Source organism: Hymenobacter agri (assembly GCF_054778495.1).
In genome coordinates this window covers 1-850 of the sequence record NZ_BAAGZM010001087.1, presented here as the reverse complement: position 1 = coordinate 850, position 850 = coordinate 1, and the positions used below count along the sequence as shown (strand labels likewise).

Sequence of the window (850 nt, the reverse complement as noted above, 5' to 3'; positions counted from 1 at the left end):
CCCGCCGCGAACCGGCCGCAGGTACGGCCGCCCGCAGCCCCGGCCAGGTAGGCCAGGATTTCGGCATCGGTTTTCAGGGTGAAGTCGACCACGGTTTTGGCGCAGGCGGCGCAGTGGTGGCCGGCGGCGGTGGGCGTCATGGCATCCCAGCTTTCGGAACAGGGCTGCGGAATGCGGAGCGTGGTGATAGGGCGCATGGGCGGGCGGTGCAAGGATGTACTCGGTTAATGCCGGCCGGCCCGCGAATACACACGGCCCTTCCGCAAAAAAATGTATCTTGGGTAATCATCCGGTCCTTACCGCTTTTTCCTATGCTGAAGCTCTTCCGCTTTGCGCCGCTGGCGCTGGTTGTTCTGTCCTTACCGGGCCACGCCCAGCGCGGCGCTGGCAGCGCGGTGGGGCTGGAAATTCCGGCCCCCGCCCCGCCCACCAAAGGCCATTTCCTCGCGGGCACCTACGTGGTGAGCAGCTACGCGCCCACGGCGGCCGGCTACGGCTACGGCTACGGCTACGGGGTGCAGCCCTACCTGCGCTATCAGCTGGGCAGCAGCGCCACCGGCCGGCCGCGCCCGTTCGTGCAATACACCTTCGTGCCCTACCGCCCGCAGGGCTTTGGCACTGGCCCGGGCTATGGCTTTGATGGTCTGCCGGCCAACGCGGGCTTTGCTCCGCTGGCGCAACAGGCAGTGCCGACGGGCTATGGCGGCGCCGGCAGCTACGGCGGGCTGGGCGCGTTTTCGGTGGGAATTCCGATGCGAATCGGGGCTGGCTCGGCCGTGCTGAATATCGGCGGGGCATTGGTGCAGGACGCCTTTATGCAGTCGGTGCGCGGGCGGTAGCGGGGGGCGGG

1 protein-coding gene and 1 pseudogene are annotated in these 850 nt (G+C 68.1%); one reads left to right on the top strand and one right to left on the bottom strand.

The genetic code is table 11. From position 1 onward, the window contains the following. Window positions 1–197: pseudogene (locus tag ACYVDE_RS24635) on the bottom strand (hypothetical protein); the annotation flags it as partial. A gap of 114 nt (window positions 198–311) precedes the next feature. Between ACYVDE_RS24635 and ACYVDE_RS24630 the strand changes: the two are divergent. Next, entirely contained in the window at window positions 312–839 is a 528-nt protein-coding gene (locus tag ACYVDE_RS24630; RefSeq protein WP_460504157.1) for a hypothetical protein, read from the top strand. Window positions 840–850: the final 11 nt, after the last annotated feature.